This window comes from Piscibacillus salipiscarius, from assembly GCF_042685285.1.
Classification (GTDB): Bacteria; Bacillota; Bacilli; order Bacillales; family Alkalibacillaceae; genus Piscibacillus; species Piscibacillus salipiscarius.
The window spans coordinates 90,829-114,843 of sequence record NZ_JBHUMZ010000008.1; the positions used below are offsets into that span (position 1 = coordinate 90,829).

At 35.5% G+C, this 24,015-nt stretch carries 27 protein-coding genes and 1 other annotated feature; of the genes, 18 read left to right on the top strand and 9 right to left on the bottom strand.

Annotated features, from left to right (window positions below; translation table 11 throughout):
• Window positions 1-158: 158 nt before the first annotated feature.
• Window positions 159-773 (bottom strand): RsfA family transcriptional regulator, encoded by a 615-nt coding sequence (locus tag ACFSW4_RS01785; protein ID WP_377327077.1) that lies wholly within the window; start codon window positions 771-773, stop codon window positions 159-161.
• Between the two features lie 190 nt (window positions 774-963).
• On the opposite strand from ACFSW4_RS01785, the gene ACFSW4_RS01790 reads away from it, so the two are divergent.
• From ACFSW4_RS01790 to mtnN, 18 genes are all read left to right on the top strand, one after another.
• A complete protein-coding gene (locus ACFSW4_RS01790) occupies window positions 964-2,259 on the top strand; it encodes a replication-associated recombination protein A (protein ID WP_377327079.1) in 1,296 nt (431 codons plus the stop codon).
• A gap of 156 nt (window positions 2,260-2,415) precedes the next feature.
• Window positions 2,416-2,835 (top strand): cysteine metabolism transcriptional regulator CymR, encoded by a 420-nt coding sequence (gene cymR, locus ACFSW4_RS01795; RefSeq protein ID WP_054753391.1) that lies wholly within the window; start codon window positions 2,416-2,418, stop codon window positions 2,833-2,835.
• 13 nt (window positions 2,836-2,848) lie between these two features.
• Complete coding sequence (locus tag ACFSW4_RS01800; RefSeq protein ID WP_377327081.1) at window positions 2,849-4,003, top strand: cysteine desulfurase family protein; 1,155 nt, start codon at window positions 2,849-2,851, stop codon at window positions 4,001-4,003.
• A gap of 13 nt (window positions 4,004-4,016) precedes the next feature.
• On the top strand, window positions 4,017-5,129 hold the full coding sequence (mnmA, locus tag ACFSW4_RS01805; RefSeq protein WP_054753389.1) for a tRNA 2-thiouridine(34) synthase MnmA: 1,113 nt from the start codon (window positions 4,017-4,019) through the stop codon (window positions 5,127-5,129).
• Between the two features lie 128 nt (window positions 5,130-5,257).
• Window positions 5,258-5,920, top strand: coding sequence for a tetratricopeptide repeat protein (locus tag ACFSW4_RS01810; protein ID WP_054753387.1), 663 nt, complete (start codon window positions 5,258-5,260; stop codon window positions 5,918-5,920).
• A 23-nt stretch (window positions 5,921-5,943) separates the two neighbouring features.
• Window positions 5,944-8,253 (top strand): SF1B family DNA helicase RecD2, encoded by a 2,310-nt coding sequence (recD2, locus tag ACFSW4_RS01815; RefSeq protein WP_377327083.1) that lies wholly within the window; start codon window positions 5,944-5,946, stop codon window positions 8,251-8,253.
• 127 nt (window positions 8,254-8,380) lie between these two features.
• On the top strand, window positions 8,381-8,557 hold the full coding sequence (locus ACFSW4_RS01820) for a hypothetical protein (RefSeq protein ID WP_279401584.1): 177 nt from the start codon (window positions 8,381-8,383) through the stop codon (window positions 8,555-8,557).
• 18 nt (window positions 8,558-8,575) lie between these two features.
• Window positions 8,576-8,725 carry a hypothetical protein gene (locus ACFSW4_RS01825; protein WP_377327085.1) on the top strand — a complete coding sequence of 50 codons (150 nt, stop codon included), beginning with the start codon at window positions 8,576-8,578 and terminating at the stop codon, window positions 8,723-8,725.
• Window positions 8,726-8,824: 99 nt separating this feature from the next.
• Window positions 8,825-9,032: a binding site (T-box leader), on the top strand.
• 61 nt (window positions 9,033-9,093) lie between these two features.
• Window positions 9,094-11,739 carry an alanine--tRNA ligase gene (gene alaS, locus ACFSW4_RS01830; protein WP_377327087.1) on the top strand — a complete coding sequence of 882 codons (2,646 nt, stop codon included), beginning with the start codon at window positions 9,094-9,096 and terminating at the stop codon, window positions 11,737-11,739.
• A 47-nt stretch (window positions 11,740-11,786) separates the two neighbouring features.
• The gene (locus ACFSW4_RS01835; protein WP_377327089.1) at window positions 11,787-12,041 is read left to right on the top strand and encodes an IreB family regulatory phosphoprotein; all 255 of its coding nucleotides are present in this window, start codon (window positions 11,787-11,789) and stop codon (window positions 12,039-12,041) included.
• Window positions 12,042-12,054: 13 nt separating this feature from the next.
• Window positions 12,055-12,471: a Holliday junction resolvase RuvX gene (gene ruvX / locus ACFSW4_RS01840; RefSeq protein WP_377327091.1), complete on the top strand. Its 417-nt coding sequence runs from the start codon at window positions 12,055-12,057 to the stop codon at window positions 12,469-12,471.
• Between the two features lie 16 nt (window positions 12,472-12,487).
• Window positions 12,488-12,766, top strand: a complete 279-nt coding sequence (locus ACFSW4_RS01845) for a DUF1292 domain-containing protein (protein WP_377327093.1) — start codon at window positions 12,488-12,490, stop codon at window positions 12,764-12,766.
• Window positions 12,767-12,908: 142 nt separating this feature from the next.
• Window positions 12,909-14,027: an endolytic transglycosylase MltG gene (gene mltG / locus ACFSW4_RS01850; RefSeq protein WP_377327095.1), complete on the top strand. Its 1,119-nt coding sequence runs from the start codon at window positions 12,909-12,911 to the stop codon at window positions 14,025-14,027.
• 62 nt (window positions 14,028-14,089) lie between these two features.
• A complete protein-coding gene (locus tag ACFSW4_RS01855) occupies window positions 14,090-14,728 on the top strand; it encodes an O-methyltransferase (RefSeq protein ID WP_377327097.1) in 639 nt (212 codons plus the stop codon).
• A gap of 11 nt (window positions 14,729-14,739) precedes the next feature.
• Window positions 14,740-15,363: a uridine kinase gene (udk, locus tag ACFSW4_RS01860; RefSeq protein WP_054755016.1), complete on the top strand. Its 624-nt coding sequence runs from the start codon at window positions 14,740-14,742 to the stop codon at window positions 15,361-15,363.
• Window positions 15,364-15,438: 75 nt separating this feature from the next.
• Complete coding sequence (gene greA, locus ACFSW4_RS01865; protein ID WP_377327099.1) at window positions 15,439-15,915, top strand: transcription elongation factor GreA; 477 nt, start codon at window positions 15,439-15,441, stop codon at window positions 15,913-15,915.
• 71 nt (window positions 15,916-15,986) lie between these two features.
• Entirely contained in the window at window positions 15,987-16,679 is a 693-nt protein-coding gene (locus ACFSW4_RS01870; RefSeq protein ID WP_377327101.1) for a YrrS family protein, read from the top strand.
• Window positions 16,680-16,710: 31 nt separating this feature from the next.
• Window positions 16,711-17,412, top strand: a complete 702-nt coding sequence (gene mtnN / locus ACFSW4_RS01875; protein ID WP_054755014.1) for a 5'-methylthioadenosine/S-adenosylhomocysteine nucleosidase — start codon at window positions 16,711-16,713, stop codon at window positions 17,410-17,412.
• A 261-nt stretch (window positions 17,413-17,673) separates the two neighbouring features.
• Here mtnN and sigK read toward each other — a convergent pair whose 3' ends face one another.
• The 8 genes from sigK to ACFSW4_RS01915 all read right to left on the bottom strand — a co-directional run.
• Window positions 17,674-18,405, bottom strand: a complete 732-nt coding sequence (gene sigK / locus ACFSW4_RS01880; RefSeq protein WP_377327103.1) for an RNA polymerase sporulation sigma factor SigK — start codon at window positions 18,403-18,405, stop codon at window positions 17,674-17,676.
• A gap of 121 nt (window positions 18,406-18,526) precedes the next feature.
• Window positions 18,527-18,871: a monovalent cation/H(+) antiporter subunit G gene (mnhG, locus tag ACFSW4_RS01885; RefSeq protein ID WP_054755013.1), complete on the bottom strand. Its 345-nt coding sequence runs from the start codon at window positions 18,869-18,871 to the stop codon at window positions 18,527-18,529.
• Window positions 18,852-19,157 (bottom strand): Na(+)/H(+) antiporter subunit F1, encoded by a 306-nt coding sequence (locus ACFSW4_RS01890; RefSeq protein WP_377327105.1) that lies wholly within the window; start codon window positions 19,155-19,157, stop codon window positions 18,852-18,854. The genes mnhG and ACFSW4_RS01890 overlap by 20 nt, the downstream gene beginning before the upstream one ends.
• Window positions 19,157-19,633 (bottom strand): Na+/H+ antiporter subunit E, encoded by a 477-nt coding sequence (locus ACFSW4_RS01895; RefSeq protein ID WP_377327107.1) that lies wholly within the window; start codon window positions 19,631-19,633, stop codon window positions 19,157-19,159. Before ACFSW4_RS01895 ends, ACFSW4_RS01890 begins: the two co-directional genes overlap by 1 nt.
• Before the next feature lie 6 nt (window positions 19,634-19,639).
• On the bottom strand, window positions 19,640-21,130 hold the full coding sequence (locus tag ACFSW4_RS01900; RefSeq protein WP_377327109.1) for a Na+/H+ antiporter subunit D: 1,491 nt from the start codon (window positions 21,128-21,130) through the stop codon (window positions 19,640-19,642).
• Entirely contained in the window at window positions 21,127-21,462 is a 336-nt protein-coding gene (locus ACFSW4_RS01905) for a Na(+)/H(+) antiporter subunit C (RefSeq protein ID WP_377327111.1), read from the bottom strand. The genes ACFSW4_RS01900 and ACFSW4_RS01905 overlap by 4 nt, the downstream gene beginning before the upstream one ends.
• Complete coding sequence (locus ACFSW4_RS01910) at window positions 21,463-23,799, bottom strand: Na+/H+ antiporter subunit A (protein ID WP_377327113.1); 2,337 nt, start codon at window positions 23,797-23,799, stop codon at window positions 21,463-21,465.
• Window positions 23,800-23,823: 24 nt separating this feature from the next.
• Window positions 23,824-24,015 (bottom strand): hypothetical protein (locus tag ACFSW4_RS01915; protein ID WP_377327115.1); only part of this gene is annotated, 192 nt, incomplete at its 5' end.

Sequence of the window (24,015 nt, forward strand, 5' to 3'; positions counted from 1 at the left end):
GATTTGCGTTCTAAACTAATTACTTGCATGACGACCGTTAAGGGAAATATGAGGAAAAAAAGAAATGCCTCCCTATCCTGCGAATGAACGCAGGATAGGGAGGCATTTCTGTATTATTTTCTATTCATTTATGAATCGCGAAGTAATGATGCATTAATTTACTTCGCGATTTGCTGCAAATTTCCGTTTTTCTCCATTTTGAACGTTGGTGAGGATAATGATGAATCTTCATCCAATACAACCATCTTTCTTGCACGTTCCATAATAGAAATAAATGTTTGATAATCCTCTTGTAAGGCTTGGTAATCCTTATTCATTCTTTCAAGTTCACTTTCTAACGTTTCTTTTTCGCCTCTTAAGCGTTCGTTTTCTTCTTTTAGCTTATCAGCTTCTTGTGAACTTACCCTTAAGTCATCTGATTTAAGTTCTTGTAATTGAGCAATAATCGAATCTATCGATGGATGCTCCTGCGTTGATGTATAAGTAGGTTTTCGTTTAACTGTTTTCAAGTTTGAAGAACCTTGAAGTTTATGTTTTTCAGCTTGCTTACGTTGTTTTCGTTGTCTTTTTGCTAAATCTATTGCTTTTTCATAGTTTTGGCGAACTTCGGCATTCCAACGAAAACCGCATGCTGCAGCTGTACGATTTAATTGGTCTCCAACTTCTTCAAAAGCATTTAGCTGAGTGCTTCCTTCTCTAATATGGCGTAAGACAGTTTCAGCTAATAATAGATCATCTTCATGAGACCAAGCATCTTGTCGTACTTTTACCACGATTTTCATCTCCTTTTATATTTGATAGTCTTCTATTTCTATCATGTGCAAGATTGTTTCAATATATACATATAAAAATTTATAGTTAGTTATTTTGTAAGAGTATTCCTATCAAATATACTATTCGCAATGCACTAGTTGATTATAGTAAAATAGGAAACTATAGGAGTTTGCTATAAAAAGGAGAATCATGATGCTCTATCAAGAACCATTAGCTTATCGAATGAGACCTGAGAAAATTGAAGAAGTTGTTGGGCAAGATGAAATTATAGGTGAAAATACACCATTATATAAAATGATTCAAAAAAGCCATGTGCCTTCAATGTTATTGTACGGTGAACCCGGAACTGGTAAAACGTCCTTAGCTTTTGCTATATCTGGTTCAACGAATAAAGAGTTTTTCGCTATCAATGCAACAACTGCCGGTAAAAAAGATGTTGAACGGATTATAAGTGAAGCACGTATGACTAATAACGCTATTTTATTTATAGATGAGATCCATCGCTTTAATAAAAGCCAGCAAGATTCATTATTAAAAGCATTAGAAGAAGGTGTTATCACGTTAATAGGTGCAACGACAGAAAATCCATTTCATAGCGTGAACCATGCTATCCGTTCAAGATGCGGTCAGATTAAACAGTTAAAACCATTAGATCAACAAGCAATTATCCAGTTATTAAAACGAGCTTTAAAAGATGATGAAAAAGGACTTGGAGAATTAAACGTACAAATTGATGAATCTTTATTAGCTTCAATTGCTGAAACTACTGGTGATGGCCGTACAGCTCTGTCATTGTTAGAAGATATTGTTTTTGCTTCAGATGAGACTGAAGAAGGCATTGTCGTTACCCAAGAGACAGTTGAGTATTGTATTAAGAATAAAGGTTTTTCTCATGATAATAAAGGTGATATTTACTACAACTTATTGTCAAGCTTTCAAAAGAGTATTCGTGGTAGTGATGCTGATGCAGCGCTCTATTATTTAGCGAGGTTATTAGAAGGCGGTGATTTAGAAGCGATCTCAAGGAGGTTATTAGTTATAGCCTATGAAGACATTGGCTTAGCTAACCCGCAGCTTTGTTCTAGAGTATTGCCAGCCATTCAATCAGTTGAACGACTAGGGCTTCCAGAGGGGAGAATTCCTCTATCCGTTATAACGGTTGAATTATGCTTATCACCAAAATCAAACACAGCGTATAAAGCGTTAGATAAGGCAATTAAACATGTTCAAAAGGTCGCAACTGAAGATGTACCAGATCATTTGAAAGATACTCATTATCAAGGAGCCAAAACATTAGGGCATGGTCAGGAGTACAAATACCCACATAATTATGCAAATAGCTGGGTTTATCAAGAGTATCTACCAGAATCGATCCGTCATATGTCATACTACGACCCTAAAGATTTAGGAGAAGAGAAGCGTTATAAAAATGTATACGATAAGCTCAATCAATTAAAGCAACAAAAACGTAAGAAGAAGTCTTAAACATTAGAAATGCACGCCGACCTTCTTCGTGCTATAATGACATTTGGTTTTATATCAAAGCTGTTCGGTGTAATATGATGTACCATTAAGTTTTTCTCAAAAAGCTCTATTAAATGTTAAACTATAGATTAGACTAAGTTAAGGGAGGCCCATCCATTGAAAATCTCAACAAAAGGGCGCTATGGTCTTACCATTATGATTGCATTAGCTAAAAATTATGGTGACCAGCCTTTACCTTTAAAGGCGATTGCCAAAGAGTATAATTTATCTGAACATTATTTAGAACAATTAATTGCTCCTTTAAGAAATTCGGGTCTAGTAAAAAGTGTCCGCGGTGCCAAAGGTGGATATTTGTTAACGAGAGAGCCGAAACAAATAACAGCTGCAGATATTATTCGAACATTAGAAGGTCCGATTCGTCCTGTAGAAGAAATGGACGATGATGAACCGTCAAAACGTGAATTATGGAAGAGAATTCGTGATGCCGTTCGAGATGTATTAGAACAAACTACTCTACAAGATTTAATAGAATATAATGATACGAATTATCAGGAAGAAAATATGTTTTACATTTAAAGGGTGATATGTTTTGAATAGAATTTATTTAGATCATGCTGCAACAACACCTATTCATCCACAAGTAAAAGATACCATGCGTAAGGTTATGGAAGAGAGCTTCGGCAACCCTTCAAGTATTCATCATTATGGTCGTGAGAGCAGAAAACGCTTAGATGAAGCTAGAGTGACCATGGCTAAAAGCATTAATGCTAATTATGAATCAATTATTTTTACAAGTGGAGGTACAGAAGCTAATAACCTTGCCATTTTTGGATTAGCATATGCTAATCGTGATAAAGGTAACCATATTATTACGACACAAATTGAACACCATGCGGTCATGCATCCTTGTGAACAACTGGAACAAGAAGGGTTCGAAGTCACATACTTACCTGTTGATGAAAATGGAGTCGTTGACATTATGGACGTAAAGAAGGCTCTTCGAAAAGATACCATCTTTGCGACTATTATGTTCGTTAATAACGAAACGGGAATGAAACAACCAATCCAAATGATTGGTAACTTGCTTAGAAGTCGTGATATTCCATTCCATACCGATGCTGTTCAGGCATATGGAGTTGAGGAGATCGATGTTGAAGAACTCAAGATTGATTTAATGACAGCATCATCTCATAAAATTTACGGTCCTAAAGGCGTGGGTTTCCTATATAAGCGAGAGGGATTTAATATTGCTCAGCGTGTTTTTGGTGGTGAACAAGAGCGAACATGGCGTTCCGGTACAGAAAACACTTTGGCTATTGAAGGCTTTAAAACAGCTGTAGACGTATTAAAAAAGCAAAGGTTAAGCCGAGTCAAACATTACGAGCAATTATCAGAGAGTCTAATTAGTGCTTTAGATTATAAAAAAGTTGACTATCAAGTTAACGGAAGCTTAGATACAGATGCAAGGGTACCAAATATTTTAAATTTAAGTTTTCCTGGCATGGATGTTGAAATTTTTCTAACGAACTTAGATTTATCAGGGGTAGCAGTTTCATCAGGTTCTGCTTGTACGGCTGGGTCTATTGATCCATCTCATGTTCTAAAAGCTATGTATGGAGAAAATAGCCCAAAGTTAAGAAATTCTATTCGTTTTAGCTTTGGTATGGACAACACTGTAGAAGAAATGGAACAAGTGGCTGATCGTATTGAATTAATTATTAATCGTTTATCTTCAAATGTATAAGGTGGTGAATATTATGAAGGATCGTGCAAACACAAGAGTTGTTGTAGGTATGTCTGGCGGCGTTGATTCATCTGTTACTGCTTTGTTATTAAAGCAACAAGGCTATGATGTTGTAGGAATTTTTATGAAGAACTGGGATGATACTGATGAATTTGGTGTATGTACCGCAACAAAAGATTATGAAGACGTTGTAAGAGTGTGCAATCAACTAGACATTCCTTATTACGCAGTTAATTTTGAAAAACAATATTGGGATAAAGTCTTTACTTATTTCTTAGATGAGTACAAAGCCGGTCGCACTCCAAATCCAGATGTCATGTGTAACAAGGAGATTAAATTCAAAGCCTTTTTAGATCATGCCATGTCATTAGGTGCAGATTACTTGGCAACTGGACATTATGCTCAAGTACGCGAACGTAATGGTCAGCATGAATTGGTAAAAGGTGTTGATGATAATAAAGATCAAACATACTTCCTAAATCAGATACCAAAAGAAATCTTGCCTCAAATTATGTTCCCACTTGGGCATATGGAGAAAAAAGAAGTACGGGAAATCGCTAGAAAACATGACTTAGCAACAGCAACGAAGAAAGATAGTACGGGTATATGTTTTATCGGTGAAAGAAACTTTAAAGAATTCTTAAGTGAGTACTTACCGGCACAGCCTGGTGAAATGAGAACATTAAATGGAGAAGTAAAAGGACAGCACGATGGTTTAATGTACTATACAATCGGGCAACGACAAGGCCTTGGAATTGGTGGCTCAGGTGAACCATGGTTTGTTGTAGGTAAGAATTTAGAAGATAATGTGCTATATGTTGGTCAAGGATATAACCAAGATGCTTTATATGCAGATGGACTGGAAGCAATTGATATCAATTGGTTAATCGATGGTGACTTTTCCGAGCCATTTAGTTGTAAAGCAAAATTCCGCTATCGCCAAGTAGAATGCCCTGTCATGATTTACCCGCAAAAAGACGGATCATTAATGGTTCAGTTTGATGAACAACAACGTGCCATTACACCAGGTCAAGCAGTTGTATTTTATGATGATGATGTTTGTATTGGCGGCGGTACGATTGAACGAGTTTATAAAAATGAACAACCTGTGAAACACTTGGCGTAATAGCGCTAAATTAAGGTTTGTAAGTTTAAAGGCATAATATAAACTGTAGTTCTTTTAACGATTGCTAGAAAAGTCAGCACATGGTGATGTGGTGACTTTTTCTACTTATAAGAAAGGAGAGTGGACTTGTGGACTATATTCAACAAGGTTTACAATATATGAAAGAACAGAACATGGAAGAAGCGGCGAAATTGTTTAACAGGCATATAGAAGAGCATCCTGAAGATCCAGTAGGTTATATTAATTTTGGAAATCTTTTGACACATATTAAAGAATATGACCGTGCTAAACGCTTTTTTGAAAAAGCATTAGAATTAGACGAAAATGTTCCAACAGCCCATTATGGGTTGGGTAATGTTTACTTTGAACAAGAACAGTACTCGGAGGCGACACAGGAATTTCAGGATGCGATTAAACAAGGACTGGATGAAGCTGACGTTTATTTAATGCTTGGCATGTCCCTAATGAATCAGGAGCAGCCTAAATTAGCTCTGCCGTACCTACAACGAGCGAGCGAACTGGAGCAAGAAGATGTTGACATTCAGTTTCAATACGGGTTATCACTTGCTTATGCTAATTTAATTGAAGAGGCTTTTAATCAATTTAAGCATGTCTTAAAATTAGATGAGGAGCACAGTGATGCTCATTATAATCTAGGAGTCGCTTATTTATATAAAGAAGAGCCTCATCATGCACTTGATCACTTTAATCAAGCTCTAAAAATACAGCCTGAACATGTCTTAGCAGGGCATGGCAAAAAGCAAGTTGAAGATATGTTAAATGAACACTAAGTAAAAAAAGGAGGCTGAATGCAATGAGTGAAGCAGGCTATGTAAAAGCTAAATTAAATCATATGATCTTTCATAAAGCTGAGGAACAATTTTCCATTGCTTCAGTCTCTGTTGTTGAAACGAACGAAGAGATAGAAGAAGATGAGCTTGTCGTGAAGGGTCATTTCCCACCATTAACATATGGTAATGAATACATTTTTTACGGAACTCTTAAAACTCACCCTAAATTTGGTGAGCAATACCAAGTATTTACATATGAAAAAGAAATGCCTAAAGATGAGGACAGTTTAGTTAAATATTTCTCAAGTGATTTATTTTACGGAATTGGTGAAAAGACTGCTAAAAAAATTGTAAACACACTAGGATTAAGTGCTGTAGATCAAATACTGAGAGACGAACAGGCACTTGATCAAGTACCAGGTTTAAACGAAGAAATGAAAAACCGATTAAGAGAAGATTTGAGAACCAATCAAGGGTTTGAACAAGTTGCACTAGAACTCGCTAAGTATGGAATTGGTTTACAGCTAGCTCAGAAAATATATCAAGCCTTTGAAGAAGAGACCATTAAACAACTAAATGATAATCCATATGCATTTGTGTTTAAAATTGAGGGTTTTGGGTTTCAAAGGGCCGATGAAATGGCTAAAGAATTAGGCATTGGTGAGGAACATCCAACACGTATTGAAGCTGGTGTTCTTCATATTTTAGAACTGGAATCCATGAATGGCCATGTATTTATGGACCAAAATGAGTTAATGAAAAAAGCAAACCGTTTATTGTATCAAAGACAACAACGATTAACTGAAGAACACTTTACTGAGCGAATTAAACATCTGGAAGAGGAAGACTTACTTGTCAGTGAAAACAACCGAGCGTATTTACCTCATCTATATTATTCAGAAGAAGGTATTGCATCTCAATTAAAAAGGATTATGGACATAGAAGTCGAAGAATCATTTGAGGAAAGTGAACTTCTAAAAATCATTGGTGAGATGGAAGAGGTAGAAGGTCTTTCTTATGGTGAGGAACAATATGAAGCCATAAAAAAAGCCTTAAATGAAAAAGTCATGTTATTAACTGGAGGCCCTGGAACTGGTAAAACAACTGTTGTTAAAGGGATTATTTCTTCTTATGAAAAGCTGTTTAAGCCTAAGAAAAAGCTAAGCAGAGAAAGACGTTTTATTTTAACAGCACCAACAGGACGAGCTGCTAAAAGACTTTCTGAAGCAACTGGTTTAAAAGCTAAAACGATTCACAGTTTATTAGGCTGGTCAGGTGATGATTCATTCGAATACGATCAAGGTAACCAACTAGAGGGAGATGTCATCATAGTTGATGAATTTTCTATGGTCGATGTCTGGCTTGCCAATTCTCTTTTTAAAGCGATTCCTTCAGATATGAAGGTTATACTAGTGGGTGATGAAGATCAGCTTCCTTCGGTTGGACCAGGACAAGTTCTTTCTGATTTATTACAATCAAATGCAATTCCTGTTAGTCACTTGTCTGAAATATATAGACAAAAAGAAGATTCTTATATTATTCAGTTAGCCCATCATATTAAAAATGATAATGTTGAGAATATGGATATGTCAAAATCAGGTGATTTTAACTTTATACCTAGCGGTGAAGAACATACCCTTAATGTCGTAGAACAAATTGTTCAAAGAGCTCTTAACAAAGGCTATACGATGAAAGATATACAAGTATTAGCCCCGATGTACAAGACAGAAGTAGGTATTCATGCATTGAATCGTAAATTACAAATGATCTTCAACCCTAAAGATCGTCAAAAAAGGGAAATCATTCATTTTGATACAACCTATAGAACAGGGGATAAGGTTATTCAGTTAATAAATCAACCTGAGAAAAAAGTATATAACGGTGATATTGGTGAAATTATTGCAATAAAAAAACCAAATGAATCAGAAACTAAAAAAGATGAAATGATTATTGATTTTGAAGGACTACAAGTATCTTATACGAAGCAAGATTTTAACCAAATCATGCTGGCATATGCGATTTCGATTCATAAGTCACAGGGAAGTGAATTTCCAATAGTTGTTATGCCTGTTGTAAAGGCATTTAAGCGAATGTTAGTTAAAAAATTACTTTATACCGCTATTACACGAAGTAAAACGTCACTTTTAATATGTGGAGATTACGAAGCTTTTATAGATGGTCTTAAGAAAAATTATGCTTATGAACGTAACACGACATTGGTAGAGCGGATGCAAATGATGTTTTCTGATGCGGAGTATTTAGAGCAAGACATACCAACTGAAGAACAGAATACATCAGAAGAGGAAGAAATTACGCCTTATGATTTTATGTAACGTAGGTAAACTATAACTATCTTATACAAGGTGTATAGGATAAAAATGATTTGGAAAAGCTGAGGACTAAGCAGCAGATTCTGTTGTTTATAGACTTCAAAAGATTATACAAAAAGGAGTAAGTCCGATGAAGTGTCCAAATTGTCAGTCTTCTGATATCGGGAGAATTGGTGAAGAGCAGTATTACTGTTGGAACTGTTTTATTGAAATGGCTTTTGTCGACGGAGCCATGCATGTACGTGAAATAGAAGAAGATGGTTCACTCTCTTCTTTAGATGATCTGTTTTTGGATGAAAACGGATAATAAGGTTGGTGATTGGCGTTGAACCGAGTGATATCGAACAGCGCTAAAGTTGGAATGGGTGCAGCTATGGGATGGATGATTCGAAACAACCCAAAAATGTTAAAAAAAAATCGCTATATGAAGCGAATGCGTAAAGCAGGAAAAAGGTTAAAAAAACGTTATCTCTAGATTGAAGCTGTACGCTAATCCCTGAATAGGGGTTAGCGTTTACATAATACATTTGACAGAAACGATTTAGTTAACTATAATAACTGAAAGTAAATATACTTGAAATCGTAGAAGGAACCGAGTAAATGACAGCCGACCTTAAAAGAGAGGCATTTCATAAGCTGAAAGAAATGCTAAGGAAAAGGGTTATTGAAGCTATTCCAGAGAGTGGTTAATCACCACCGTATACATCGCGTTAAGATGTCTCAAGTGATAAGCAATTACTTGCTTATAACTAGGGTGGTACCGCGAAATGATCGTCCCTACATGTTTACATGTAGGGGCGTTTTTTAATTTACTTAAATAATCATATGCAGGGAGGACTTGTTATGAAGCAGTTGAACTCAGCTGAAGTTAGACAAATGTTTTTAGATTTCTTTAAAGAAAAAGGGCATTCGGTTGAACCTAGCCGGTCGCTAGTACCTCAAGATGACCCCACATTATTATGGATCAATAGTGGGGTTGCAACGTTAAAAAAGTATTTCGATGGTCGAGTCATTCCAGATAATCCAAGGATCGTCAATGCACAAAAATCCATAAGAACAAATGATATTGAAAACGTTGGTTTTACTGCAAGGCACCATACGTTTTTTGAAATGTTAGGTAACTTTTCAATTGGTGATTATTTTAAGGAAGATGCAATTAAATGGGGATGGGAATTTTTAACGAGTGATAAATGGATAGGATTCCAACCTGAACGTTTATCTGTTACCGTTCATCCTGAAGATGAAGAAGCATATGTTATTTGGCGTGATCAAGTAGGTGTCCCAGAGGAACGTATTATTCGCATAGAAGAAAATTTCTGGGATATTGGAGAGGGGCCAAGTGGTCCAAACACAGAGATTTTCTATGATCGTGGGGAGAAATATGGGAATGATCCTAAAGACCCTGAATTGTACCCAGGAGGAGAAAATGAACGTTATTTAGAAATTTGGAATTTAGTATTTTCTCAGTTTAACCACAATCCAGATGATACTTATACGCCACTACCAAAGAAAAACATAGATACAGGTATGGGACTCGAGCGTGTTTTATCGGTTATTCAAGACACACCGACGAACTTTGAAACAGATTTATTTATGCCAATTATTCGGAAAACAGAAGCTGTTTCTGGTGAAAAATATGGTCAGTCGCAAGAGAAAGATACAGCTTTTAAAGTAGTGGCTGATCACGTTCGTACTGTTGCATTTGCTATTGGGGATGGTGCCTTACCTTCAAATGAAGGACGCGGATATGTATTAAGACGTTTACTAAGACGTGCTGTTCGTTTTGCGAAAGAGTTAAACATCAATGAACCATTTATGTATCAATTAGTTGATGAAGTTGCTTCAATCATGGAAGACTTTTACCCGGAAGTTCAGAACAAGAGTGATTTTATAAAAAATGTTATTAAAACTGAAGAAGAGCGCTTTTACGAAACTCTTCAGGAAGGTCTTGCAATATTAGAGAAAGTGATGAAACAAGAGAAAGGCAAGGGAAGTCAAGTGTTTCCTGGCCATGAAGTCTTTACGTTATACGATACGTATGGTTTTCCAAAGGAACTTACAGAAGAATATGTGCAAGCAGAAGGATTTTCAATCGATGAAGCTGGTTTTGAAGAAGAAATGAAGAAACAGCGGGACCGTGCTCGTGAAGCACGTCAAAAAGTTGATTCTATGCAGGTACAAAGTGAAGTATTACAAAATATTCATCATGAAAGTGAGTTTGTTGGGTATGATACGTTAAATGTGGAGTCCTCTATTACAGTCATCGTTGCAGAACAAAAAGCAATTGATGAACTTAATGTAGGTGAGACAGGGTATGTCATTTTAAAAGAAACGCCTTTTTACGCTGAGAGTGGGGGCCAAATTGCTGATAAGGGAATCATTGAAACTGACACAGGCCGAGCACAAATCATTGATGTACAAAAGGCTCCTAACGGGCAAAACTTACATCAAATAGAAGTAGAAGATGGTACCTTATATGTTGATCAAAAGGTTAAAGCAGCTGTGTATAGACAATTTAGAAAGCAAATTATAAAAAACCATACGGCGACTCATCTACTACATCAGGCTTTAAAAGATGTTTTGGGTGATCATGTTAACCAAGCAGGTTCATTAGTTGCACCAGATCGTTTACGATTTGATTTCTCACATTTTAACGCTGTAAGTACTGAAGAATTAAACGAAATCGAACAAATTGTTAACAAGAAAATTTGGGATTCCATTGACGTAACCATTTCACAAAAGACACTAGATGAAGCAAAACAAATGGGAGCGATGGCTTTATTTGGTGAAAAATATAGTGATGTTGTAAGAGTTGTTTCAGTTGGTGATTACAGTATAGAGTTATGTGGGGGCTGTCATGTGCAAAACACAGCAGAAGTCGGATTATTTAAAATTGTAACTGAAACAGGAATTGGAGCAGGAACTCGAAGGATTGAGGCAAGAACAGGGCAAGGTGCTTATCAATACTATGAGCAACGTGAGAGACTATTAGATGAAGCTGCTAAATTACTTAAGACAAAAACTGAACAAATACCAAGCAGAATTGAATCTCTTTATGATGAATTAAAATCATTAGAACGAGAGAAGGAATCCTTAACAGCTAAAATTGCCAACTATGAATCCGCTAATATAACAGAAAAAATTGAGGATGTTAATGGAATACCATTATTAGCAGAACAAGTAAGTGTCAATGATATGAATGCACTAAGAAGTATGGTTGACGATCTTAAAAATCAATTAGATTCCGTTGTGATTTTACTTGCAATGGAAAAAGACGGTAAAGTACAATTAGCCTCTGGTGTGACTAAAGATTTAATAGATCAAGGTATGCATGCAGGTCATCTTATTAAAGAAGCAGCTATGAAATGTGGAGGAGGCGGTGGAGGCCGTCCTGACATGGCTCAAGCGGGAGGCAAACAGCCTGAAAATATTAACGATGCACTAAATGCAGCAAAAGATTATGTACAAAGTGTTTTAACTTCATCTTAATTCAGTTTATAATATAAGTAGAAGTTAACGAGGGGGTCTATGAGAAGATGTCAAATGATCACACTATGAAATTCCAATTCAATGATGATTCACAAGAACAAAAAGTTAATGAAATTCTACACTCAGTGTATGAATCATTAGAAGAAAAAGGGTATAATCCGATTAACCAAATTGTCGGTTATTTGCTGTCAGGTGATCCAGCATACATCCCTCGTCATCGAGATGCTAGAAATTTGATTAGAAAAGTTGAGCGAGATGAGATTATAGAAGAAGTGGTAAAACATTATTTGAAATCTAAATAAAGAGGCTTTTTATATGAAAATTTTAGGATTAGACGTTGGAGAACGGACCATCGGAGTCGCTGTATCCGATGCTCTTCACTTTACAGCACAAGGAATAGAAACCATTAAATGGGATGAGTCGGATTATGAATCAGCCATACCACGTTTAAAAGAACTTATTGAAGGTTATGAAATAAGTAAAATCGTGGTAGGATATCCTAAAAATATGAATAACACAGTTGGTGAACGAGCACAGTCCTCAGAAACATTTGCTAAATATATTGAGGAACATTTTGATATACCAATTGTGCTTTGGGATGAAAGGCTGACGACAATGGCTGCAGAAAGAGTTTTATTAGAAGCTGATGTCAGTCGAAAGAAACGGAAAAAAGTGATTGATAAAATGGCCGCAGTCATGATTTTACAAAGTTATTTAGATTCTGGCCATTAATTTAGGAGGTAAAAGAATGGACGAAAAAGAGCGTATTATCATTCCGGATGAAAATGGTGAAGAGCATTTATTTGATATTCTCTTTACGTTTGATGTGGATGAAACGGAAAAGTCTTACTTAGTTGCTGTACCTGCTGAACAAGCAGAGCAAGAAGAACAAGAAGTATTCGCATTTCGTTTTGAAGAAAGTGATCAAAATGAAGATGACCTTACTCTTTATCAAATTGAAACAGATCAAGAGTGGGATATGATTGAAGAAATGCTTAACACGTTTACAGACTCGGATGAAGAGTAGAAAAAGTATTTTTAATAACATTTAAAGGGAATAGCCCTTTTGAGGCTATTCCCTGTTTTTGGATTAAAATACAATTCACAAAAAATATATAGAAAAATATTATAAAATAATTTATAATATTACGGGTGTAGGGGGGAAATAGATGAGTAGTTATTCTGATCTAAAGAAACAACGGGTAAAAGAAGCAAAAATTTCACGTCGTATTATTTTTATAGTTTTAACAATACTTATTATAACGATAAGTGCAGGCGGCTATAAGGCTTATACATATATTTCTGAGGGGCTAAGTCCAGTAGACCCTGACGACAATACTATTATTGAAGTTGAAATCCCCCTTGGCTCTAGTATTGATTCGATAGGAAATATATTGGAAGAAAATAACATCATCAACAATGCGACGGTCTTTAAATACTATGTCAAATTCAATAATGAAACAGGCTTTCAGGCTGGGGAGTATAAGCTTGCTAAAAATATGAAGTTAGGTGAAATAGTTGAATCGTTAAAAACTGGTAAAATATTGGTAGATCCTTTGTTTACTGTAACAATACCTGAAGGCACAACAATTGAACAGGTAGCCGACATTTTTGCTGAAGAGACTTCAATTAAGAAAAAAGAATTCCTTAATAAAATGAAAAAACAGAAATTTGTTAAATCATTTATTGTTAAATATCCTGAACTTTTAAATGAGGATGAAATTTTGAAGAAAGGAATTAGGTATCCTTTAGAAGGTTACTTATTTCCACTAACATACCCTTTTTATGAAAAGGACCCGACTATTGAACATGTCGTAAACCTTATGCTAGAACAAACTAATAAACGTATCATGACTTATCAACAAGACATTATAGAGAAAAACATGACGGTTCATGAAGTAATTACGATGGCTTCCTTAATCGAAGAAGAAGCCGTTAGTGAAGAGGACCGAAAAATGATCTCAGAGGTTTTTTATAACCGTATGAATAATGATCCTGAAATGCCACTTCAAACAGACCCAACAGTATTATATGCATTAGGTGAACATAAAGATCGCGTTTTATATGAAGATCTTGAAGTCGATTCACCTTATAATACTTATGAAAATAAAGGTCTGCCAATTGGTCCTATCTCAAATTTCAGAGAAAATGCTCTACAAGCAGCGTTATTCCCTGAGGACCATAATTATCTCTATTTCGTAGCTGGCTATGATGGTGAAGTTTATTATGCAGAAACATTAAAAGGGCACGAGAAGAATATTCAAGAACATCGTCCACCTAAAGACTAATAGGGAATGCGTGTCATAACGCATTCTCCTATTTTATATTTACTCAAAGAGGATGCATTAAGATGCCTACAAATAAACAGTATATACAAGATTTATATAGCTTGAATAAACAAGCTCTATTGCTTGAAGAAATGGAACATTATGCTTCTCTGCATTCTGTTCCAATTATTGAAAGGGATGGAGTTGAGCTGTTAAAACAGTTAATCAGACTTCACAAACCTAATCAAATACTCGAAATTGGCACAGCTATTGGATATTCTGCCATCCAAATGGCTTCAGCGAATTGTGAAACTCAGATTACATCTATTGAAATAGATGAAGAACGATTTCACATCGCAAGTAAAAATGTTGAAAAAGTAGACATGACTGATCGTATCCATTTAATCTTAGAAGATGCGAACCAATATTTAAATCAATTAAAAGATGAACAATTTGATTTCGTTTTTGTTGATGCTGCCAAGGGACAATATCAAAGTTACATTGAAAAAGTGATACCATTTTTAAAAACGGGTTCACTCATTGTTATTGACAATGTTCTGTTTAAGGGTTATGTTTCTAAAGAAGTGCAAGATGACCGAAAACGATTAATGAAATTAGGAGAGAAAATCGATCGATTTAATCAGTGGTTAATAAAACATCCTGAGCTTGATACAACAGTAGTTGAAACTGGGGATGGTGTAGCAATAGCATTGAAGAGGTGACAGACATCGTGGTGAAAGATAAACCGATTATAATTGGTGTTGCGGGTGGAACTGGGTCTGGTAAAACGACCGTAACACGAGCAATTTGTGATCATTTTAAAAATACATCTGTTCTAATGATGGAACAAGACTTTTATTATAAAGATCAATCTCATATGCCATTCGAGGAGCGACTTAATACGAACTATGATCATCCACTTGCATTTGATAATGACTTACTTGTGGATCATTTAAATAAACTTAAAAACTGGCAATCCATTGAAAAACCTGTTTATAATTATGAAATGCATACACGTGCTGAGGAAACGATTACGGTTGAACCACAAGAAGTTATAATTTTAGAAGGAATTTTAGTACTAGAAGACGAAAAGTTACGTAATATGATGGATATAAAGGTTTTTGTGGACACGGATGCAGATATTCGTATTATTAGAAGATTAATGAGAGATATTAATGAGCGAGGAAGATCACTTGAATCGGTTATTAATCAGTATATTAATGTCGTAAGGCCAATGCATTTACAGTTTGTTGAACCAGCGAAACGATATGCAGATGTGATTATTCCAGAAGGTGGACAAAATCGTGTTGCCATTGACCTTTTAACAACGAAAATTGAAAGCATTATCAATAAATAATTAATCATAGAAATGGACAAGATTAATTTAATTAATTATATGAATTTCGTAATTATTCAAAGGAGTGTATAGATTATGGCTGAAGAAAAAAGTTATTATATGACTGAGGAAGGTCTTGAGAAATTAAATCAAGAATTAAATGAACTGAAAACTGTACGTCGCCCAGAAGTGGTTGAACGTATTAAAGTAGCTAGAAGTTTTGGTGATTTATCCGAGAACTCAGAGTATGATGCTGCGAAAGATGAACAAGCATTTGTTGAATCAAGAATTGCTCAAGTTGAGAACATGATTCGAAATGCTGTCATTATTGAGAATGATGATGAGTCAAGTGACATAGTACAGTTAGGTAAAACTGTTAAGTTTGTTGAATTGCCTGATGGAGATGAAGAAGAATACCAAATTGTTGGTAGTGCCGAATCAGATCCATTTGAAGGAAGAATTTCTAATGACTCACCAATGGCACAAAGTCTATTAGGTAAAAAAGTGGGCGATCAAGTAACTGTTCAAACACCTGGTGGGGAAATTGATGTTAAGATTGTAGATGTCTCATAATATGAACTCAACGTTGTCCTGCACCATACGTGTAGGACAAATTATTATTTAAGCAAAAAGGGGTTGAGAATATGTCAAATGGTAATTTTGATGGTTCTAGATCTGACCGTTACGAAAAGCGAAGAAAGAGCACGAAACTAACGAATACATTACTCATTACCGCAGCATGCCTTGCCGCGTTTTTAATTGGAATGTTTGTTTTGGGTGGCGGGGATGATGAAGAAGAACAAAATCAAGCCCAAAACGAAGAAACACCTGCTTCAGGTGATGAGGAACAAAACAACACTGAACAAAATGATGAAACAACCGAAGAGACTAATGAAACAGATTCAGAGGAGCAAGAAAGCAATTCAGAAGAAACGACTGAAGAAGAATCCGAAGAAGAAAATCAAGATGAAGAAACAGATGTAGAAGTTAAGCCAGGTGATAGTGAAGAGGTTAAAGAAGTTAGAGAAGGTAACTGGGAACCTTATCCTACTGAACAAAGTGAGCCGCATTCAATTAATTTAGAAAGTGGCTCTCAGGACCGTATTGAAATTGAGAGTGCCATCGCTAAAGCTGTTAACTCTTCATCTAATAATTTGACTTATTGGTGGTTAGAAAGCGGTGGTGTTCCTGATCAAGTTACGGGTTATGTAGAAGATAAGTCATCAGGCGAATACTACCGGGTACCTCTAAAATGGATTGAAAATGAAGGGTGGCAGCCTCAAAAAGTTGAAGTACTCTATGAAAATATCGGTAAACAGAAACTAGAAGGTAATTAATTCAACTTGAAGACTTAAGTGAGGTAGGATTATGAAAATAGGAATCATTGGAGCAATGCAGGAAGAATTAGAATGGTTAAAATCTGAAATGACCATAAAACAAGAAATTGTCGTAGCGAATTGTAGATTATATGAAGGTATATTAGCTGATCAGGAAGTTGTCGTATTACAATCAGGGATTGGAAAAGTGAATGCTGCTTTATCAACGACAATCCTTCATGAACGTTTTAAACCTGATTATGTGATTAATACTGGATCTGCAGGCGGGACAGATCCTAACTTAAACGTAGGAGATGTTGTCATTGGTACCGAAGTCATTCACCATGATGCTGATGCAACAGCATTTGGGTATGAATACGGGCAAATTCCACAAATGCCTGAACACTACCCTTCAGATCGTATGTTGATCGACTATGCTAAGGCCTCTACGCAAAATCTAGATCCTTCAATTCAAGTGATGGAAGGGTTGATCGGGACAGGAGATTCATTCATGTCTGATCCTGAAAGAGTTAAGAGTGTTGTTGATCGACTTAAAGAAGTAAAAGCTTTAGAAATGGAGGCTGCATCTATTGCGCAAGTTTGTTATCAGTATCAAACACCATTTTTAATCATTAGATCGATTTCAGATGTAGCTGGCAAAGAATCTAACATTTCTTTTGATCAATTTTTGCCTAAAGCAGCGAGAAATAGTGCAGAAATGATAGTAAATATTTTAAAACAAATTAATAACTAGAAAAAAAGCAACTTATACAATAAAAGTATAAGTTGCTTTTATTTATAAAAATAGAGGTAATACCCGCCTAGAATTAATAGCAGTAATAATGACACGATGAGTAAGGAGTTCGCAAAACTATTATGATTCGGATAAACAGGATAAGGTGGATATTGAGGAGGACCATAATGATAGTTGTCATAATACATAATTGAACCCTCCATTCATTTAGATGGTCTACCTTATCATATGCATTTATCCCATAAATGAATAGATGATTGCCTAATTAGAATTCGGATCTTGTTTTTCTTTCCTTTGCTCATCACGATAAAAGGCATGAAACATTTTCATCAGGGCACGTTTTTCGATTCTCGAAACATAGCTTCTAGATATATTTAATTCTTTGGCAATTTCCCTTTGCGTTAGTTCATCTAACTCATTTAACCCGTAGCGTTTTACAATCACTTCTTTCTCTCGCTCATCTAACAGGTCAATATATTTAAATACTTTGGCAATTTCCATCGAGGTCTGAATTTTTTCAACTAAATCAGGTTGGTCCGATTTTAAAATATCAATTAAGCTAATTTCATTGCCTTCTTTATCCTGACCGATTGGATCATGAAGGGACATATCTTTATTAGACTTTTTAGATGTCCTTAAGTACATTAGAATTTCATTATCAATACATCTAGCGACATAGGTAGCAAGCTTTGTACCCCGATTGCTTGAAAAGCTTTCAACACCCTTTATTAGTCCAATCGTTCCAATAGAAATTAGGTCTTCTTGATCTTCTTTATTATTCTCATATTTTTTCGCTATGTGTGCCACTAACCGTAAATTATGTTCAATTAACTTATTTCTAGCTTCGGGATCCCCATCTTGTTCCCAGCGCTTTAAGTATTCCTCTTCTTCATCTCTACTTAACGGTTGAGGGAAAGCGTTACCTTTAACATATGATGCAAAGAAATAAAGGTTTTCAAAAATAATCGTCAGTACTTTAAACAGTGTGTACATGGCACCAACTCCGCATTAAAGATTATAGGTAATCGCCTATATTTAAATGTATGTCGCGTATTTGGTTTAGTGCCTGTACATAAAGAAAAAGTCGACCTGATTTCATCAAGTCGACTGTAACTTATGCTTTATTTTCTTCTTGGTCACGTTTTAGTTCATCACGAACACTATGCTTCCAAAGTTTAACGCCAGATTGGTGTGCGGCTCTAGAGATCATGTGGCCACTTACCGGAGCTGTAATTAAGATGAAGATAATTCCTAATATTAATTTACCGCTAATAATCCCATATTCAAAATAAAGGAAGATAAATGCTCCAATTAATACTCCAGCCACTCCTAATGTTGAAGCCTTTGTTACCGCATGAAGACGAGTATAAATATCAGGGAATCTCAGCATGCCAATCGATCCTGAAATCACAAAGAAAGTTCCGCACAGTAAGAATAAACTAATGATTATTTCGATCAATGACAACACCCTTTTCAATAAATTTGGCAACAGCAATGGTTCCGATATAAAGTAATATTCCTATTAGAAGGACCACGTCATTTAATTTATCAGTCACTAAATGAATAGCTACAAGTGCTGTAATCGCCATCATGTTGACGCCAATTGTATCAATTGCAACTGCTCGGTCTGCATTGGAGGGACCGATAATAGCTCTTATTAATAATAAAAAAACTGATACAGTCAATGTAATAAAACAAATGATCAGCACGATGCTTAACATTTGGCTACCGAATTCATTTAGCATTATCTAGTCACCTCCATAATTGCACGTTCAAACGTATTTTTAATCTCATTAATCTCTTCCTCAACATCTGGCATATCCATTGCATGGATGTATATGGTTGTATAATCATCCGAAACAGCAACTGATAAAGTGCCTGGAGTTAAAGAGATTAAATTAGCTAGTAATGTGATCTCCCAATTACTTCTTAGTTCAGTAGGTAAAGCAAAGATGCCAGGTTCAACGTCTAACTTAGGCTTATATACAAGTTTGACAATGTTCCAAGTTGAAATGATTAACTCTTTTATAAATAAAAGAATGAGACTGATGATTTTCCAAACTCGTTCTAAATAATAAGCATCTGGGACAAAACGTCTTAAAAAGAATAGAAGAGCCATACCAATTAAATAACCCGTAAAGAACGTTAAGAAGTTGTATGATTCTGTTAAAAACATCCATAATACAGCAATCAGGATGTTTAATAAAATTTGTAAAGCCATTTATGTTCACCCCTTTAATACAGAAGAGATATATTCACTACGATCAAGTAAATATGTTGAGATGGTGTCCACGTACGGTAATACAAATTCAGCTCCGACACCTAAGAATACTGAAACGGTAAGAAGTAGTCCCGCGGGCACTGTTAACGCGTGAACTTTGCGGTTATTTTGGGTCATGCCTTCCATCTTTTCGCCCCAAAACCCGCGAATGAAGATTCTTATCATAGATAATAGTATTAATAAACTAGATAGCAGGGCGATGATGGTTAACGGGAACTGCTCTTGACTTAAAGCGCCTCTTAATAAAAGCAATTTACCTATAAAACCACTAAATGGCGGTACTCCCGCAAGAACTATGGACCCTAAGAAAAATAACCAACCTAAGACTGGGAATCGTTGAATAACGCCACTCATTTTGGATAAATCCTTAGTGCCTGCAGCTACAACTAGAGCTCCAATTAATAAAAATAGTGCAGCTTTTACAACCATATCATGCATTAGATAATAGACTGATCCAGCTAAACCATCTTCTGAATAAAGTCCAATTCCCATTAGAATAAAGCCGATTGCAGGAATGATGTTATAAGTGACAATTAGTTTGACATTGTTGGTAGAAAGTGCACCTATAACTCCGAAAATCATGGTGAACATGGCAAGCCAAATGAAAATTTGATTATGGGTTAATCCCGTATCATGAACAAATATTAGTGTGTAAACTCTAAAGATTGAATAAATCCCTACTTTAGTTAAAAGCGCACCGAATAAGGCTGATACGACTGGATTTGGTACAACATAGGAATTTGGAAGCCAGTAATATAAAGGAAATACGGCAGCTTTTACTGCAAACACAAAGAATAATAGAATTCCAATTCCAGTTACGATGCCTTGTTGTTCTGATGGAATATCATTAATTCTTTCAGCAATGTGCGCCATGTTAACCGTTCCAACTAGTGAGTAAATGAATGCCACTGTTGTAACGAATAACATGGATGAAAATAAGTTAATTAGAACGTATTTTAATGATTCTCTTAATTGTGCCTTACCATTACCAAGTACAATTAAGCCGTATGAAGCCATAAGTAAGACTTCAAAGAATACAAATAAGTTAAAAAGATCCCCAGTTAAAAATGCACCGGATACACCAGAAATTAATATGAAATAAAAAGTATAGAAGTAAAACGTCTCTTGTTCATTAGACAATGAATGCGGTGCATAAAATACAGCTGCTGTTGCGATTAAATATGTCGTTAACACTAGTAGTATGGATAGGTAATCGGCAACAAATGATATTCCAAAAGGTGCAGCCCACCCACCACCTTGTAAGACAATGATACCTTCATTAAAAACAGTCCAGGCTATGTAACCAACAACAGCTAGAAAGATTACGGTTAAAGTTTGAGCGATTTTTCTTACCAAATTTAGCTTAGATGGTATAAATGCTACTATGATACCTGCTAATAATGGTAAAACAATCGGAAGTATAGCTAAGTTATTCATTCTTCAGAACCTCTCAATTTCTCCATATTGTCAGTGTGGTTTAGTTTGTAAGTTCTATAGGCTAAAACTAATAAAAAACTAGTAACACCAAAACTAATAACAATTGAAGTCAAAATTAAAGCTTGAGGGAGGGGGTCCGTATAATTCGAAACCCCATGTGCCTCAATAGGTGAGGCTCCTCGTTTAAGTTTACCCATGGTTAGAATAAATAAATGAGCACCATGAGAAATTAAAGCCGTACCAATAATAATTCTTAAAAACTGTTTTTGTAATAAGTTATAAACTCCAGTTGTAAATAGAAGTGATGCTAAAACAATCATAATAATTTCCATTTATTTCGCCCCCTTATTTCGGCGAAGTTTGATCATAGCATATATACCTAATGCTGCTGCGAATAAAACGGTTATTTCAAACAATGTATCAATACCACGGAAGTCAACTAAGATTACGTTTACCGCATTATGACCACCACCTAATTTATAAGTGTTTTCCATGTAGAAGTCTGCAATGGTTTCAGCAAAACGACTGTTATAAGCTGTAACACCAATTACAAACATTAAAACTCCGTAAGCAACAGATACAAGTACATTCGTACCTCTTTTAGCAAGTGAATTTGTATCTGCTTTTAAATTAGGTAAATGGTAGAAACATAATAAGAATAATACGACCGTAACGGTCTCAACGATTAATTGTGTAAGAGCTAAATCTGGCGCTCTGTACATAACAAATAAAATAGATAGCCCATAACCAACGACACCTAGTATTAATATGGCTGCAATTCTGTTTTTTGCTATAGTGGTGCCGATAGCAGCTACAGCCATGATGACAGCAACAATTACTTCAGGTGCTGTAATAGGGGCTAGGTCGTCAATATTAAAATTAAAACCTTCTGTAGCTAAAATCGTCCCAGCAGTAATCGAAATAATCGCTGTTAGTATTAAGATCATATACAAGCGTAATGACCCTGTCATATAAGCAGTTGTAATCTTGTTTGAAACAGATTCTATTTTTTCAACGGTCCAATCATATACTCTGTTGAAGCTTAGAGTGCCTGGAAGAACTCGGTAGACACCCTCCCATTTCTTTTTTGTTAGGAATAGAAGAATACCTAATCCAACAACAATTAATGACATTTGAAATGCTGGACTATCAAATCCATGCCAATACTTAACGTGCTTTTCAACGTCACTACCATATACAGCATCGGCTGAATGTGAGATTAATGCCTGATTAAAAATGTTTGGGAATAACCCGATTACAATGACACCAATAACTAAAATCATTGGAGGTACTAACATCATAATTGGTGCTTCATGTGGTTTTTTAGGTAATTCATCTTCTTGGTATTTACCTCTAAATGTACCGAAGAATAAATACATGGAATAAATGAATGTAAATATACTACCGACCACAGCAACTATTGGAATATAAGTGATTAAAGTCTCAACAAAGGTTCCTGAATACTCACCTAAATGTAGTGAAGATTCAAAGAACAATTCTTTACTATAAAAACCATTTAAAAATGGAAGTGGTACGCCTGCCATCGAAAAAGTACCAAATATCGCTAAAGTTGCCGATATTGGCATAAATGTCATTAGCCCACCTAACTTACGAATATCTCTAGTTCCAGTTTCATGATCAACAATACCAGCAACCATAAATAGGCTTCCTTTAAATGTTGCGTGGTTTAAGATATGAAACACAGCCGCAAATACCGCGTATGATGTACCAAAGCCAAGCATAGCCATAATCATACCTAATTGACTTATGGTAGAAAACGCAAGTATTCCCTTAAGATCAGTTTGTCTAACGGCCATATATGATGCCCATGCTAATGTAACAAGACCAAATATGCTTAATAGGATAAAGAATAATGGAACTTCAGAGAAAATAGGTGAAAAACGAGCCATTAAGTAAATACCCGCTTTAACCATTGTGGCAGAGTGTAAATAGGCGCTAACTGGAGTAGGCGCTTCCATTGCATCAGGTAGCCAAATGTGAAATGGAAATTGCGCTGACTTCGTAAATGCTCCAAGCAATAGAAAAACTAATATAAAAATAAAATGTTCACTATTCACAATCACATCAGCTTGTTCAATCATACCTCTAATGCTAGTAGTCCCTGTTTCAAGGGTAAGTAGAATTAAACCAGCCAAAAGACTAAACCCACCAAGTACTGTTATAAGCATTGACTTTAAAGCACCATAACGTGACTTTTCACGATAATGCCAATAGCCAATTAATAAAAACGAAGATAATGAGGTGAATTCCCAAAACGTATAAAGTACGAATACATTATCTGATAAGACAACCCCTAACATAGAGGACATAAAAATGTATAAGTAAGTGTAAAAATGACCAATTTGCTCATCTTTACTTAAATAGTAGATTGAGTATAAAACTACAAGTGCTCCAATACCACTTATTAATAAGACAAATAATAAACTGAGCCCATCCAAATAAAAATCAATAGCAATATTTAGTGATGGGATCCAGTTAATTGATTGGCTGACAGGTTCAAAACCTGCTCCAACAAATTGGATAAAATAGAAAAAGATTAATAAGGGGATAGGTAAGATTAACCAGCCGGTATGAATCTTATGTTTAAGTCGACTTAAGAAAGGGATTATAATAGCAAATATAAGTGGTGCGAAAACGGCATAAACCATATGTATGTTTTCCATCCTTTCAGTTTATGTATATCTCTCTAAAGGTACAGTAATATTATAACGATTTTCAACTCTTAATGAAAAGAAAAACCACCATTCATTTAAATTATAAAAAAGAGGCTGGGACATAACTAGCTTAAAATAACGTAAAAAAGGCACCAACCATGAAAAGTTTATGGTTTGGCGCCTTTTTTTGCTAGGACTATAATATTTTAA